Raw genomic sequence first — 13,974 nt, 5'->3', positions numbered from 1 at the left:
GATGGTTGCTGCCGACTTCATCGAACAACTGCTGAATGGCCTCACCCTGGGGATGGTTTACGTCCTGTTAGCCGCCGGACTGTCGGTCATCTTCGGCGTGATGGACGTGATCAACTTCTCCCATGGCGAACTGTTCGCACTCGGCGCGTATTTCTCGCTGAGCATCATTGCGCCGTTCGGCGCGGGGACTGGGTTCTGGATCGCGATAGTGGTTGCACCGGTCGTCGTCGGTCTCATCGGTGCCGCTATCGAACGAACGACCGTCCGGCCGTTGTACGGTCGAGACCCGCTGTATCACATTCTCCTGACGTTCGGGCTCGTGCTCGTGATCAACGACGTGATCCGTCTTATCTGGGGGACACAGCAACGACAGCTAGCCGTCCCGGAGTATCTAAGCCGGCCCGTGTCCATACTGGGCGTGCAGGTGTCCGTGTACAATTATTTCATGATCGTCTTCGCCGCGTTGCTCGCGGTAGTGACGTGGTACCTGCTGAACCGGACGAAGTACGGGATGATCATCCGTGCCGGGTCACAGGACCGTGAGATGGTCCGCAACGTCGGTATTGACATCGACCAGTACTACACGCTGGTCTTCGGTGTCGGTGCGGCGCTCGCTGCCGTCGCCGGGATTGTCCTCGGCGGCTACCAGAACGTGAACACTGGCATGGGGAACAGCGTCATCATTCCAGCATTCGTTGTCGTCGTCCTCGGAGGCCTCGGTAGCTTCAGAGGGGCCGTCTTCGGTGGGTTACTCGTCGGTGTCGTCCAGACGCTGATGCGGGCCTACAGTGGGAGCGTTCTGGCCACGTTCGGTGACACGACGCTGACTGTCCCCAATCTGGAAGGGCTGACCGTGTACCTGCTTATGATTGCGGTGTTGCTCGTGAAACCGCAAGGTCTGTTCGGAACGCGGGGTGAAGAGTCGGACGGCGAAGGCGAGATTCTCGTCGGCGGGTACGGCGGGGTACTGGCAGACAGCACACGGGTACGACTCGGTGGTATTGCCGTTGTCGCGCTCGCGCTTGCCCCGATCGCGATCCTGTTCATGGGAGATCAGTACTACCTCGTCGTCCTCAACGAGATACTCATCTGGGCTATCTTCGCACTGAGTCTGGATATCGTGATGGGCTATGCCGGACTGGTCCCGCTCGGCCACACGATGTTCTACGGCGTCGGTGCATACACCGCCGCGCTCGTCATGTTACACTATTCGCAGTCGGTTTTTGTCGTGTTACTCGGGGCGATTCTCATCTGTGCTGTCTTGGCCTGGGTCGTCGGCAGCCTCTCGATTCGGGTCTCCGGCGTGTACTTCGCCATGATCACGCTGGCGTTCGCGGAGCTGCTCTACAGTGCTGTGTTCAAGTTCGACTTTACCGGCGGGAGCGACGGCCTGCTCGGCTTCGAGGCGTTCCTCGGACTCGGTACTGTCGGGGAATCGCTCTCCAATATTGAGTTCGGGCTCCTCGGCTACGAACTCGGACAGCAGTTCGTGTTCTACTATCTCGCCCTACTCATTGCCGTGCTGTCGTTCCTGTTCGCTCGGCGCATGATGAACGCGCCCTTCGGCAGCGTCCTGCAGTCGATCCGGGAAAGCGAAGAGCGAGCGGAGTTCATCGGGTACGACGTCAACAGGTACAAGCGCCGAGCGTTCGTCATCAGCGGCGGCATGGCTGGACTGGCCGGCGGCCTCCTCGCAGTCAGTCCGTCGACTGTCATCATTTCGCCGGACCAGACACTCAACTGGATCCACTCAGGGGAGGTCATCGTCATTGCGCTGTTCGGTGGGATGGGAACACTGTACGGTCCCATGATCGGCTCCGGCGTCTTCTTCGGGGCCGAGGAATTCCTCTCGTCGTACACCGACCAGTGGCGGCTTATCATCGGGACGATGTTTATTCTGTTCGTGCTGTTCGTCCCACGCGGTATCGTATCGATTCCGTCCCTCGTCGCACAGCGACTGGAGACGGCCAACAACGCGGATGGTGCCGTAGATATGGATGAGCCGGAAGTGAGAAGCGATGACTGAGACTGTACTCGAAACGGACGGACTGACGAAGCGGTTCGGCAAACTCACCGCTGTTGACGACGTGTCGCTGTCGGTTTCGGATGGTGAGTTCAGGAGCGTTATCGGGCCAAACGGGGCCGGGAAGACAACGACGTTTAATCTCATCACTGGCGCACTATCGCCGTCAGAAGGCGTCGTGCGGTTCAAGGGTGAGGATATTACTAACGTCGCGCCACACGAACGGGTTGGCCGCGGACTGGGACGGTCGTTCCAGATTACCAATGTTTTCGGCGGCCTCACCGTTCGAGAAAACGTGCGTCTGGCAGCACAGTCGGTCTACAGTGACGAAATCAACCCCGGCGAAGCGCTGTTTCGCGACAAGAACGGCTTCGAGGAGATCGCGGAGCAAACCCGGACGGTGCTGGAACAGATCGGCCTCCAAGACAGGGCCGACGAGCACGCGGAGGCCCTGGCGTACGGCGACCAGCGCCGACTCGAACTGGGTCTCGTGCTGGCGACAGACCCGGACCTCGTCATGCTTGACGAACCGACCGCCGGAATGAGTAGCGAGGAAACACAGGCCACGATGAACCTTATCGATGAGGTCCTCTCAGATCGGTCGCTGATGCTTATCGAACACGATATCGACCTCGTGATGCGTGTCTCGGACCGGATCACCGTCCTTACTCGCGGCGAAGAACTCGCAAGCGGGACACCCGAAGAGATCGCAAATAACGAAGACGTCCGCGATGCGTACCTCGGTGGTGTCAGAGAATGACCGACCCACTACTCTCCCTCGAAGGTGTCCGGGCCGGGTACGGGATGACCGAAGTGCTACAGGGCGTCTCGATGGATGTCGAACGTGGAAGCGTTGTGTCGCTGGTCGGGCGAAACGGCGTCGGCAAGACAACCACGCTCCGCTCAATTGTCGGCAACATTACCCCGACTGGAGGGACAATAACGTTCAACGGTGAGGACATCACGACACTCAATTCCGAAGCGACGATCCGACGCGGCATCGGGTTCGTTCCCGAAGAGCGTCGGATCTTCCCCGAGCTGACCGTTCGAGAGAACATTAGAATGGGTGAGATCAGCGCTGAGTCACCTGACGGGCCATCAGTCGACGACGTGCTGGATATGTTCGAGAACCTCGCAGAGCGCGAACACAAGGACGGGTCAGTCCTTTCGGGTGGCGAACAGCAGATGCTCGCGGTCGGCCGTGCACTGACTGCCGACCCGGATCTGCTGTTGCTTGACGAACCGACCGAAGGGCTCGCACCATACGTGGTCCGGCAGATCGAGGACCTAATCCTCGAACTGAACGAGCAGGGGATCACAGTGCTGGTCGTTGAGCAGAACATTCCAGTAGCACTGGCGGTCTCAGAGTACACGTATATCCTGGAAAAAGGTGAGATCGTCCACCAGGGGACTGCGGCGGAGATCCAGAACAACGAGGAAGTACTCGACAGACACCTCGGCGTCGGTGTCACTGACTGACTATGGCGACAACGATCTGGACCCCGGTCACCGGGTCGTATAGTGTCGGGCCCCGTTCGAGACGGGGTTTACCGACCATAATTCGAGCTCTATGCATCGAGCGGTATCGACAGTCTAGATGTGAACACACCACATGGCACGTTCTATTCTATTGAATCGGCTCCCATCGTGTCACAGCGTTATTCGGAGGGAATCGAGTGGTCTCACAGGTGTCTTTGCCCAGATCAACGGTGTTCAAGTCAGTAGAACTACTGATACGAGAGATTCACCTGTAGCTCGCCGGAGATTCCACGGATGAGGTCGGTCAGTTCGTTCTCGATGCGATCCGAGTCTAACCGGTTCGCTGGTCCCGAGACACTGATGGCACCGTACGTGTTGCCGGCGTTGTCTACTAGCGGGGCACCGACGCCGGCTACGCCTTCGAGGAACTGGTCAATGCCGTAGGCGACGCCGCGGTCCTGAATCTCGTCGAGTTCTGCTTCGAGTTCCTGCCGATCCCGACCGTCGGGGAGAGGGTAGTCGTAGCTTCCGAGGATTGTCTCCCGCCGGTGTTTCGGCAACACTGAGAGGATTGCCATGCCACCAGCGAGCCTGTACAGCTCGGTGTACTGGCCGATCTGTGAATTTGTCTGAATCGCCCGACTGCCGAGCGCTTTGGCCAGAAAGACCGCTTTTCCGTTCTCTTCGACGATCCACCACGCTTTTTCATCAGTTTCGTCGGCTATCTCGTTCAGTTTCGGGGCGACCTCCTGGTACATTTCCTGTCGCTCGCGGACTTTCATCCCAATATCCAGAAACCGTAAGCTCAGCCGATACGCCTTGTTCTGGTCTTGGACGACGTAGCCTCGGCTCTGAAGTGTTGAGAGATGAACGTGGACTGTACTCTTGGGCATCTCCACCCGCTCTGCCAGCTCAGTGACGCCGAGTGCCTGTTCCGTTTTCAGTGCTTCAATAATATCCAGCACCCTTCCGGCGGACTCTATTGGGCCTTGTCCTGTCATACGCGTATATTTGGCTACCTGTTTATAAAATTATTCAACAAGATTGAACTCTATGTCCGGGGGCTGTGATCGCTGGTGTATTCTCAGTGGCGTGGCGGCGACTGCACCATGATATACCTACCCAAAACTCGGCAATCCAGTAACCCTGCGAAATTCCGTCTGTTCCGTTTGCGTCCCCATTGACCACGGTATGCCACTCAAAAACGGAATAAGGCGGCATCATACCGGTGTTCTGGTTCCGGCCAATGCAGATCTCGGACTCTGACACTTTCTCGATCACTACCCTGTTCAATCTGATTGAACTAGGTCCCAGCATACGAAATGCAAGTAAAAACGTGACACGGATAGCAATCTTACCAGGACCAGTCCCGTCACGGTCTCCTAGTCCGTTTCGACTTGCCCTGTTCGTACTCAGCACTCTCCTCGCAAACCACTTCTTGTAGTGCCTCGATACTGGTCTTCACTCCAACGTCGATACTATCACTTACAACCGGACACTCTCAGACTGATTCCGAATCGAATAACAGCCGTACGCATGTTATTCCGTGAGCCTCCCGCTGAGGTATGCGGGCTCTAGATCTGCAGTGTAACCATCCAACTGACAGTGAGGATTGTTCACAGGTGTTGAATCTCAGTCAGGGTTGCATCTGTCTCTCCGCTACTCTCGGCCGTCTAGTGGATAGTGTAGATCAGCCGACCACCCCGATAATATCTGTACGCCTGTTATCTGACGGTCCCAGAGATGTCGTATTACGAAACAGGGCGCTGTTGCGGTCATGATGCCTCACAACGATAATGGTTCACCTAGCAAGCCGCTCCGCCTTGTTAGCTACTCTTGGTGGTTGCGTGACTAAATTTCATATTACGACACGAATTCCCGAACTCCCTCGCAGAGAGGGAATATTGAATACTGGGCAAGCAGGTATCATATCATAGCATCAGCCAGTCCTGCTCTCAGAGCACTGTTACAATGGGTCGGTTCCGAGCCGCTTCCCCCCAGTTTCCTTCCCGGCCGTTACTACCACTGGGCACCCTTCTCGGTTATTCTCCATACACGTACTATCGAGTGGGGCGGAATCAGAAAAAATCAGGCTGCGACCGGACTCTCTTCGTCGATTTCCGTTTCGTTGTTTTTGATCGCCGTACCGGAGTCCGCATCAAAGAGATGGATGGCATCCTCTGGGAACCGCAATCCGACCGTGACGCCGTTCCCGAGGCTCGACCCATCCTCGACGGTGACCGTGTACTGCTGCCCGTCGATGGTCACGTACACATGAAACAGGTCTCCAAGTGGTTCGACGACATCGACGGTCGCCGTAACTGTCTGCTCCGGGCCTGTCGCGGTGCTGAGCTGAATATCTTCGGGCCGGACACCGAGGATGACCTCCTCGTACCCGTCGAGTTGAGCGGCGGTTTCAGCGGACAGCGCGTAGGTAAACTCCTGATGCACTAGCGATCCGTCCTCGACAGCGGCAGGTATGAAGTTCATCGAGGGCGACCCGATGAATCCGGCGACAAACCGATTGGCTGGACGGTGATAACACTCAAGCGGCGTTCCAACCTGCTGTAACACGCCGTCGTCCAGAATAGCGATACGGTCTCCCATCGTCATTGCCTCCGTCTGGTCGTGGGTAACGTAAATCGTTGTCACGTCAAGTTCGTTCTGGAGGCTCTTTAGTTCGGTCCGCATTTTTGTCCGGAGTTTGGCATCCAGATTGCTTAGCGGTTCGTCCATCAAGAACACTGCCGGGTCCCGAACGATTGCTCTCCCGAGCGCCACTCGCTGTTGCTGGCCGCCAGATAGCTCCTTTGGCGGATCATCAAGGAGGTCCTCGATGCCCATCATCTCGGCTGTCTCGGTTACACGCTGCTCAATTGTCTCCGTCTCCAGATCTGTCGTCATCTTCAAGCCGAACGACATATTCTCCTTTGCGGTCATATGTGGATAGAGCGCGTAATTCTGAAACACCATCGCGATATCGCGGTCACGGGGCTCGGTACCGATAACGGACTCGTCTCCGATCAAAATATCGCCCTCAGTCACCGTCTCAAGCCCGGCAATCATCCGCAAGGTTGTCGATTTTCCACAGCCGGATGGGCCGACCAGTACTAGAAACTCGCCGTCGTTCAGCGACATGTCCACCGTATCGACAGCGACAACCTCGTCGCTCCCGTCGGAGAACGTCTTGACAAGGTTATCGAGCGCTAACTGTGCCATGCAATACCCGTTATTGCTTCACAGAGATATATAATAGTTTGTGTTCTTCGATTATAGATGGGAACCTTTCATATACCTGGAGCGGATTTGAGTTCGTATACGGGACTAGCGGTAGTGAAAAGAGCACAACTATGGTTCCATTCACAACAGAGTCAGAGTCGGTGTATCGTCAGTTGGGTGTCACGCCGGTCATCAATGCAGCGGGAACGAAAACGCGGATCGGTGGCAGCCTTATTCGAGAGGAAGCCGCAGACGCCATGCGCGCTGCTGCCGACGAATTCGTTCAGTTGAGTGATCTAGAAGCGAAGGCGTCCGAACAGATCGCTGAAATCGCTGGGGCGGAAGCCGGATACGTTTCGCCAGGTGCTGAAGCCGGTCTGTTGTTGGCCGCAGCTGCCGCGATCGCGGGGGACGACCCGAAGACTATGTCGGAGTTGCCCCATCCGACAGACGCACCAACCGACATTGTGATGCCCCGGACTCACCGAACGGGGTACGACCACGCATTGCGGGCGGCTGGCGCAAACATCGTCGATGTCGGAACAAACGATTACCACCTCGGAACCGGTGCAACAAACGTTGAACCTTGGGAAATCGAAAGCGCCATCGACGAAAACACTGCTGGGGTTGCGTACGTCCAGAAAACATACACGCAGCCCGAACTCTCTACTGTCTCGGAAATTGCACACCGACACGATGTGCCCGTGATTGTCGACGCTGCCGCCGAAGTTCCGCCCATTGAAAACCTCTCTCGTTTCGTCGAGCAGGGAGCGGACATAGTGGTGTTCAGCGGTGGCAAAGGAATCCGTGGCCCACAGACGACGGGTCTCATCGCCGGCAAACGTCGGTATATCCGTTCAATCGCCGTCCAACATCAAGATATGCACGTCGATCGCCGGGTCTGGAACCCACCCAGTTCGCTTATCGACACGGAACGATTCGATGGAGTCCCCAGACAGGGTATCGGCCGGTCGCTCAAGGTTGGTAAGGAGGAACTTGTCGGCCTCATTCGCGCGCTGGAACTATTCATCGAGGAGGATCAGGAAGCGCTTGTTGCCGAGTGGGAGAATCTCGCCCAGAGCATGGCGAGCCAGCTCGAGTCAGCGGGCGTGGCGACCACAGTTGTCGCTGGCGGTGAGCAAAGTGTGGCACCTCACGTTATTGTCGATATCTCTAGCTCCCAATCCACCCCCTCGGCAGCGACGCTGGTCTCAGAGCTTCAGCGGGAGGACCCCCGCGTGTATGTCGGTGAGGATCGTATCGACGTTGGAGAGATTGTTCTCAATCCAATGTGCCTTGACGAAGACGGTGCTACGTACGTCGTCGACCGCCTGCTCACACATCTGTGACGAAGAAAAAATATAAATAATAACTTACAATACCATAGCATAGTATGGATATCCTCGTAGTAGTTGCCCACCCAGACGACGCAGATGTCTTCTGTGGCGGTACGATAGCAAAGCACGCTGAACGTGGTGACGAGGTCAGTATCGTCCACATGACTCGGGGAGAATACGGCGGGCTGCGAACGGACTCACAGGAAGCGGTCGGGCGAGTGCGTGAACAGGAGGCCCGCGACTCGGGAGCGGTATTAGGCGCGTCAGAAGTCGCTTTTCTCGAGTTCAAAGACGGGCGGATCACTTACTCCCTAGAGAACCGTGTCGAGATGGTTGATGTAATCCGGGAGTACGACCCGGACATAATCCTCACGCATTACAAAGACGATCTGCATCCAGACCACCGGGCGACCTCACGGTTAGTTACGGACGCCTACTACATGGCGTCGCTCCCCCTCGTTGAGACGGATTTCGAACCCTGCGATCCGGACAACATCTACTACTTCGGCAAGCCGACTTCGGAGTTTACCCCCTCCATGTTCATCGATATCGATGGGTATCTGGAACAAAAGGTCACAGCAATCAAGAAACACGAGTCACAGGTGGAGTTCCTCGTCGAGCACGGGGGCATCGATGCCGAGTTCGACAATCTCATCGACGGACTTCGCGCCGAGAATCTCGTGTTCGGGAAACAGGCTGGTGCCCGGAGTGCGGAGGGGTTCGTCCCGCTCCACGAATCTGCACAGGAATTCCTCGGATAGCCTCTCGGGCACTTCAGCAGCACCGTCTTTGAAGATACCTCACTTGGGAATCGTGACCGGGAGCGTTCCAGTTGGTTCGACTGTCCCCGCCAGTGTTTTCGCCGCTGCCTGAATCGCACCTGGCGAGTAGTCGTACGTCGTCAAAAACGTCGCCGCGTCCGGACAGACAGCGAGGTCGTACGGGTTCCGCACAGCAAGGACAGCCAGCTGGTCGTGGTCCGCAACGAGTGTCTGGAGTGTCTCTGCCTGTGCCTCGTTCGACAGAGCATCGTAACTGACGGCCACAATCTGCTCGTCTGCTGGCGTTATATCGACAGTCTCACCGCCAGCCATGGTATGTGTCGTAATTTCAAATCCGACCTCTCTGAGCGCAGCAGCGACCACTTCTGGGTTGTATCGGTCGTCCTCGGCGGGCGACCCCCGCGTCCCGGTAAAGCTGACCACGTGCAGGTGACGTGACGTATCGAACGGGAGTGTCTCGCTCTCGTCCCTGACGAGTGTTATCCCGCAGTTTGCAATCTCAGTTGCGAGCTGTTTCGACGCGGTCGCACAGCGACGCCACTCCGACACTTCGGCAGTTTCGGATGTACCCACTCGTTGCTGTTTATACCGCTGGATACGATGCAACGACCGGTCGATTCGCTCCTCGGTAAGCCGTCCCGTTCGGACGGCGGTAAGCACGGCTTCAATTGCTGCGCGCTGACGCTCGACAGTGTGCGAAACGGTGACAATATCACATCCGGCTTCGATTGCGCGGACGGCCCCTTCGGTGGTGCCGACGCCGTCAGCAATCGCATCCATCTCGAGACAGTCCGTGACGAGTAATCCATCAAACCCGAATTGCTCTCGAAGTAGTGCTGTCTGGACTGCTGACGATATCGTCGCTGGCAGTTCCGCATCACCTGTTATTGCCGGAAAAGCGACGTGCGTGGTCATAATCGCGTCGATACCCCCCTGTATCGCAGCTTCGAATGGAGGGAACTCAACGCGCTCCAGTCGGGGCTGCTCGTGGGCAACCACCGGCAGATCGAGATGTGAGTCGACTGCCGTGTCGCCATGCCCTGGGAAATGCTTCCCACAGGCAGCGACATCTACGGACTGGAGGCCCTCTGCCATGGCTGCGCCCAGTGCGCCCACACGCTCGGGGTCTTCCCCGAAGGACCTGACACCGATTACGGGGTTCTCTGGATTGTTATTGACATCGAGGACCGGTGCGAGGTTCAGATTGATCCCGAGGCTCTGTAGTTCTCGTCCGACGGTCGCACCTGCTTTTCGAGCCATCGCGTCGTCATCACAGGCCCCGATGAGCATCTGACCCGGTAGCTGTGTGCCCCAGTCGAGGCGTGAGACGACACCCCCTTCTTGATCGGTGGCGACGAACAGTGGGAGGCCAGCGCCGACCGCCCTGGCTTCTGACTGCAACTCCGCTGAGAGCGCTGTCACCTGCGATGGAGATGCGATATTTCTGGCGAAGTAAATGATGTTTCCGAGGTTGTACTCACGAATCAGTTCCCGTATCCCATCAGTCGGTTCGGAGCCATCGAATCCAGCCATGAATAACTGGCCGACTTTCTGTTCCAATGGCATACTCGCTACTGTCTGCGTCTGCATATAACAACACCCGACGTGCTGGGGATATAAAACTACGTTTGCGATCACAAACAGCTACAAAACTGTGCCCGAAGATTACTGCTTGACACTCCCGGAAGTTAGTCCGGAAACGATCTGTCGTTGGAACACGACGAAGATTGCGAGCAGTGGCACAGCGGCGAGGGTCGAGGCAGCCATCATCTGTCCCCACATCGTCTGGTCCTGTTGCTGGAAGTTCTGAATTCCGATGGAGAACGGCGTCACGTTGTCAGTCGCCAGGACTGACGCGAACAGCACCTCGTTGAACGCGAGCAGGAATACGAACATCCCAGTCGCGGCCAGGCCCGGTGCTGCAAGCGGCATCACGACGCGGAACAGGGCCTGTGTCCGCGTACAGCCGTCGATTCGCGCGGCTTCCTCCAGTGCTGTCGGAATCGTATCGAAATACCCACGAAGCATCCAGATAGTGAACGGGACGGTAAACGTCGTATAGAGGAAGATCATCCCATGGTACGTGTCCTTCATCGGAATGTTCGCGGACTGGTCCATGACAATGAACAACAGAAACATCGGGATGAGGATGAGTACGCCGGGGATCATCTGCGTTGCGAGTGCCCCCATCTCGAACTTCTCCTTGCCGGGGAACTCGTATCGCGACAACGAGTAGGCAGCTAGTCCACCGATAAGCAGCGAGAGGACGGTGGTCACACTCGAAATGACCAGGCTGTTAACGTAGTAGTCGACAAGCGGGAACCGCTGGAACATCAGGAAGTAGTTCTGGACATAGGGGTCCGCTGGGAGTATATCGAGCCCGAGTTGCAGCACTTCATCGCGGGTTTTGAACGATGTCGTGAACATCATCCAGACGGGGAATATCGCGAATATGAGAACGAGGATGAGCACGGAGCGCCAGAGCAGTTGGTACATGAGCTCTTTGCCATCCGCGGTTAGCCGCATTTCGTCCGGGACGATCGTACTTTCTGACCCAACAGCAGCCATGAGCGAACTGAGCATCTCAGATAGCACCTCCGTCGTAGCTAGACGCCACAACGCGCTTGTAATAGACGTATGCGATGGTCATCGAGAACAGGAACAGCATCGCGCTGAGCGCAGACCCGATCCCGTATGCACTCTGTTTGAAGCCAAAGGAGTAGATGAGCAACATCAGAACGTTCCCCGATTCGCTCGGTGACCCTCCCAGCAAGATATACGGGACGGGGAAATTGATGAAGGTCCAGAGGATCAATAGCAGTAGAATGACGGCAGAGACGGGCTTCAACTGAGGCAGCGTCACGTACCGCAGTTTCCCCCATCGGCCGGCCCCATCTATCTCTGCAGCCTCGTACAACTGCTCCGGAACCGACTGCAGTCCGGCGTACAACATGATCGCCGCATACGGGAAGTTCCGCCAGACGTTCGCGATGATTATCGCATACAGCGAGTTTGGGCCCAGCAGCCAGAACAGGGACCCCTCGATGAGTCCGGCCTGACGGAGTAACGCGTTGATGACTCCAGTATCGCTCCGGAACATCATCCGCCAGGTGAGCAGCGTGACGACAACCGGTGTCACATACGGAATCAGGATCACGGTCCTCGCGACGAGCTTGCCCCGGAACTGCTTATCGAGGGTGAGTGCGGTGACAAGTCCGAGAACGTACGTCCCTATCACCGATCCAACCGTGTACAGAATGGTGACTTTGAGCGAGTTCCAGAACTGTGCGCCATAGATAGTGTCCTTCTGGAAGACCTTCGCGAAGTGGTCAAGCCCGACGAACGTCTCTGGGCGGAACCAGTCGGTGTATCTGAGCGACGGGAACTCGTAGAAACTCATGACGAACCCGAGGATGACCGGAATCCCGTGGACGAGAAGCATCATTGCCAGAGCCGGAGCAATGAGCTTGAGTCCGAAGCGCTGGCTTGCAGGTAACGAGCTAACGTACGGGATATGAACCGCTGGGAGTCGACGTTTGACTCGCTGGTACGCGGACAGGAGCATACACAATCGATTATTATGCAATGTATTTAATCGTTCTGTACGACGCTAGAGTGACACGGTCCCGACACAAAGCTAGTAGCTATTCGGCCGGACAAGCGGAGAACCACACTGAAACGACCTGTTTTCGGAGTTTATCCCTGAAGCGCGTTCTCTGCCTGCATCGCAGCCTGTTGGAGTGCCTTCTGGGTATCGCCTTCGGACCAGGAGTCAGTTGCTGCCTTCGTGAGTACCTTCGTGACGGCTCCCTTGATCGCACCGGAGACATCACCCCAGCCCACGACTTGCGGCGCTGTCTTGGCGTTTGTGTTGTTCAGAACGTCTTCACTGAAGGACTGATACAACTCACCCTGGAAGGCGTCTTGCTCGAAGCTACTCTTGATCGTCGGCAAGAAGCCAGAACCCTTCGCGAGTTCTGCGTTGACCGCTGGCTGCATCAGATACTCGATAAACGTCGCGGCTTCGCTCTTCTTCTTCGTCCAGGGATGGATGCCAATGAGGTTCACTCCGAAGAAGGTCGACGACTCTCCCCGGGGACCGGCCGGCGGCTTGCCGACGCCGAGTTCGGCGTCAATATCGTTTGCAACCCTGAGCCCCTGCCACGTCGAAGCTATCCGTTTGCTGCTGAACGCGTTGTTCCGTGCAACGCCGTTCCACTCGACTGAGGCCTGTGGGGATGCCTTGTGCGTCGTGGACAGATCCTTGTAGAAATTCAACGCCTCCACCGCCGCGTCACTGTCGAATGTCGGCTTGGACCCGTCAATCACACTCCCACCGTTTTGCCAGATGAGCATCATATAGTACTGGACGACTGCCCAGTTGTTCGCCCCAGGAATGCCGAACAGGTACCTCGTGTTGTAGCCTTCCTGTTCCCACTTTTCGGCCTGCTTGTTGTATTTCGACGCATCATTCGCGAGTTCGTCCCAGGTCGACGGGGGACCATCGATACCGGCTTCCTCGAACAGCGACTTATAATAAATGTGCCCGCGGGGTCCCCAGAACCAGGGGAACCCAGCACGGACGCCGTCGAATTTCCCTATCTGAAGTGGCGATTCGTAGATCTTGTCTGTCGGCATCGAGACGCCGGCTTCTTCGAGGTCCATCCAGCCGTCGGAGTTGACCTGCTGTGGCATCCACGTCGACGCTATCTCTTCGACGTCCGGACCGGTCCGGGTGGAGATACTGTTGTTCTGCTTCTTCCGAGCGACGCCCCAACCCATCGTCTCGAAATCCACCTTGATCCCGTGTTCTTTCTTCAGTATGGGATTGTGTTTCTCGTAGAACGTCTCAATGTGGTCATTGACGAAGTGCCGGACTGTGAGGGTGGTTATATTGTTCGATTGCTCCCCGGTGCTCGCGCCGGAGTCGCCACCCTCGCCGTCTCCGGCGGTACTTTCCGAACTTTCATTGCCGCCACAGCCCGCGAGCAGCGCGACCGTTGCCGCCCCGGCGCTTTTGATGAAGCGACGTCGCTGGCCGCTCCGCAAACTATTGTCTGACATATGCTATCACCAACGACCTAAGTAGTATATATAATTAATTGTTTAGGACATTCTTCGCAACGGTGCGATC

Annotated in this window: 11 protein-coding genes; 5 read left to right on the top strand and 6 right to left on the bottom strand. The window is 56.8% G+C overall.

What is annotated here, in order from left to right; translation table 11 throughout:
* The first annotated feature begins 1 nt into the window (after position 1).
* From IEY38_RS16675 to IEY38_RS16665, 3 genes are read left to right on the top strand one after another with little or no spacing between them, the layout of a single operon-like run.
* The gene (locus IEY38_RS16675) at positions 2 to 2,026 is read left to right on the top strand and encodes an ABC transporter permease (protein ID WP_188979638.1); all 2,025 of its coding nucleotides are present in this window, start codon (positions 2 to 4) and stop codon (positions 2,024 to 2,026) included.
* Positions 2,019 to 2,783, top strand: coding sequence for an ABC transporter ATP-binding protein (locus IEY38_RS16670; RefSeq protein ID WP_188979636.1), 765 nt, complete (start codon positions 2,019 to 2,021; stop codon positions 2,781 to 2,783). The genes IEY38_RS16675 and IEY38_RS16670 overlap by 8 nt, the downstream gene beginning before the upstream one ends.
* The gene (locus IEY38_RS16665) at positions 2,780 to 3,502 is read left to right on the top strand and encodes an ABC transporter ATP-binding protein (RefSeq protein ID WP_188979634.1); all 723 of its coding nucleotides are present in this window, start codon (positions 2,780 to 2,782) and stop codon (positions 3,500 to 3,502) included. Before IEY38_RS16670 ends, IEY38_RS16665 begins: the two co-directional genes overlap by 4 nt.
* A 248-nt stretch (positions 3,503 to 3,750) precedes the next feature.
* Here IEY38_RS16665 and IEY38_RS16660 read toward each other — a convergent pair whose 3' ends face one another.
* Together IEY38_RS16660 and IEY38_RS16655 are read right to left on the bottom strand one after the other, a co-directional pair.
* Positions 3,751 to 4,503: an IclR family transcriptional regulator gene (locus tag IEY38_RS16660; RefSeq protein ID WP_049944162.1), complete on the bottom strand. Its 753-nt coding sequence runs from the start codon at positions 4,501 to 4,503 to the stop codon at positions 3,751 to 3,753.
* A gap of 1,087 nt (positions 4,504 to 5,590) precedes the next feature.
* Entirely contained in the window at positions 5,591 to 6,721 is a 1,131-nt protein-coding gene (locus tag IEY38_RS16655; protein WP_188979631.1) for an ABC transporter ATP-binding protein, read from the bottom strand.
* A 131-nt stretch (positions 6,722 to 6,852) separates the two neighbouring features.
* Between IEY38_RS16655 and IEY38_RS16650 the strand changes: the two genes are divergently transcribed.
* Both IEY38_RS16650 and IEY38_RS16645 read left to right on the top strand, forming a co-directional pair.
* Positions 6,853 to 8,070 (top strand): aminotransferase class V-fold PLP-dependent enzyme, encoded by a 1,218-nt coding sequence (locus IEY38_RS16650; RefSeq protein WP_188979630.1) that lies wholly within the window; start codon positions 6,853 to 6,855, stop codon positions 8,068 to 8,070.
* 44 nt (positions 8,071 to 8,114) lie between these two features.
* The gene (locus tag IEY38_RS16645; RefSeq protein WP_188979628.1) at positions 8,115 to 8,819 is read left to right on the top strand and encodes a PIG-L deacetylase family protein; all 705 of its coding nucleotides are present in this window, start codon (positions 8,115 to 8,117) and stop codon (positions 8,817 to 8,819) included.
* Between the two features lie 39 nt (positions 8,820 to 8,858).
* On the opposite strand, the gene nagZ is transcribed toward IEY38_RS16645, so the two are convergent.
* From nagZ to IEY38_RS16625, 4 genes are all read right to left on the bottom strand, one after another.
* Positions 8,859 to 10,430: a beta-N-acetylhexosaminidase gene (gene nagZ / locus IEY38_RS16640; protein WP_229775348.1), complete on the bottom strand. Its 1,572-nt coding sequence runs from the start codon at positions 10,428 to 10,430 to the stop codon at positions 8,859 to 8,861.
* A 75-nt stretch (positions 10,431 to 10,505) separates the two neighbouring features.
* Positions 10,506 to 11,423, bottom strand: coding sequence for a carbohydrate ABC transporter permease (locus tag IEY38_RS16635; RefSeq protein ID WP_188979626.1), 918 nt, complete (start codon positions 11,421 to 11,423; stop codon positions 10,506 to 10,508).
* Position 11,424: 1 nt separating this feature from the next.
* Positions 11,425 to 12,285 carry a carbohydrate ABC transporter permease gene (locus IEY38_RS16630; protein ID WP_188853619.1) on the bottom strand — a complete coding sequence of 287 codons (861 nt, stop codon included), beginning with the start codon at positions 12,283 to 12,285 and terminating at the stop codon, positions 11,425 to 11,427.
* 251 nt (positions 12,286 to 12,536) lie between these two features.
* Positions 12,537 to 13,904 (bottom strand): extracellular solute-binding protein, encoded by a 1,368-nt coding sequence (locus IEY38_RS16625; protein WP_188979624.1) that lies wholly within the window; start codon positions 13,902 to 13,904, stop codon positions 12,537 to 12,539.
* Between the last annotated feature and the right edge of the window lie 70 nt (positions 13,905 to 13,974).

The organism is Haloarcula sebkhae (genome assembly GCF_014647415.1).
Lineage (GTDB): Archaea > Halobacteriota > Halobacteria > Halobacteriales > Haloarculaceae > Haloarcula > Haloarcula sebkhae.
The sequence above is the reverse complement of the archived record's forward strand: the minus strand, read 5'-3'. Positions and strand labels throughout refer to the sequence as shown.